This is a genomic window from Gloeocapsopsis crepidinum LEGE 06123, from assembly GCF_015207655.1.
Lineage (GTDB): Bacteria > Cyanobacteriota > Cyanobacteriia > Cyanobacteriales > Chroococcidiopsidaceae > Gloeocapsopsis > Gloeocapsopsis crepidinum.
This window is the reverse complement of the sequence record NZ_JADEWN010000149.1, coordinates 1-1,022: the sequence shown is the minus strand read 5'-3', so window position 1 is coordinate 1,022 and position 1,022 is coordinate 1. Positions and strand designations below refer to the sequence as shown.

The following is a 1,022-nucleotide window of genomic DNA, read 5'->3' as shown; positions in this document are numbered from 1 at the left end:
ACAATATCAGCGACCTTAACACCGCGTAGCAAGTGCGGCAGAATCTGCAAGTTATTGAAATCCGCCGGACGAATCTTCCACCGCCAGGGAAAGACATGATCGTCGCCGATGATGTAGATTCCTAACTCACCTTTGCCACTTTCAATCCGAACGTAGTGTTCGCCCTTGGGAATTTTGAATGTTGGGGCAACTTTCTTACTGATATACTGGTAGTCAAACCCGTTCCACTCTGATTTTTTGCCTTCGGCTAAACGAAGAGCTTCTAAGTTTTCAAATGGACCACCTGGCAATCCTTTGAGTGCTTGGCGGAGAATTTTTAAGGATTCACGCATCTCGCGAATGCGGACTAAGTAGCGTGCAAAACAGTCTCCAGCACTTTCCCAGTGCACTTGCCAATCAAAATCGTCGTAGCACTCATAATGGTCTACTTTGCGTAAGTCCCACTGGACGCCACTAGCGCGTAACATCGGACCCGACAATCCCCAGTTAATTGCTTGTTCGCGAGAAATTGTCCCCACTCCTTCCACGCGACGGCGAAAGATGGGGTTATTGGTGATCAGGCGTTCGTACTCGTCTACTTTTGGCTCAAAATAATCGCAAAAGTCAAAGCATTTATCTACCCAGCCATAAGGTAAATCTACCGCGACGCCACCGATGCGGAAGTAGTTGTTGTTCACCATCCGATAGCCTGTGGCTGCTTCCCACAGGTCGTAAATCAGTTCCCTTTCTCGGAATATATAGAAAAACGGAGTTTGCGCACCAACATCAGCCATAAAAGGTCCCAACCACAGCAAGTGATTGGCAATCCGATTCAACTCCAGCATGATGACGCGGATGTAGCTAGCGCGTTTGGGAACAGGAATATCAGCTAATTTCTCCGGTGCATTGACAGTGACGGCTTCATTGAACATTCCGGCAGCGTAGTCCCAGCGACTAACATAAGGAACGTACATGATATTGGTGCGGTTTTCCGCGATTTTTTCCATTCCACGGTGCAGATAGCCAATGACTGGCTCGCAATC

The 1,022-nt window shown here is 48.1% G+C and carries 1 protein-coding gene; it reads right to left on the bottom strand.

Features of this window, described 5'->3' with window-relative positions; genetic code table 11:
- Positions 1-1,022, bottom strand: a 1,022-nt coding sequence (locus tag IQ230_RS26265) for an NAD(P)H-quinone oxidoreductase subunit H (protein WP_193935104.1), incomplete at both ends; no start/stop codon positions are given.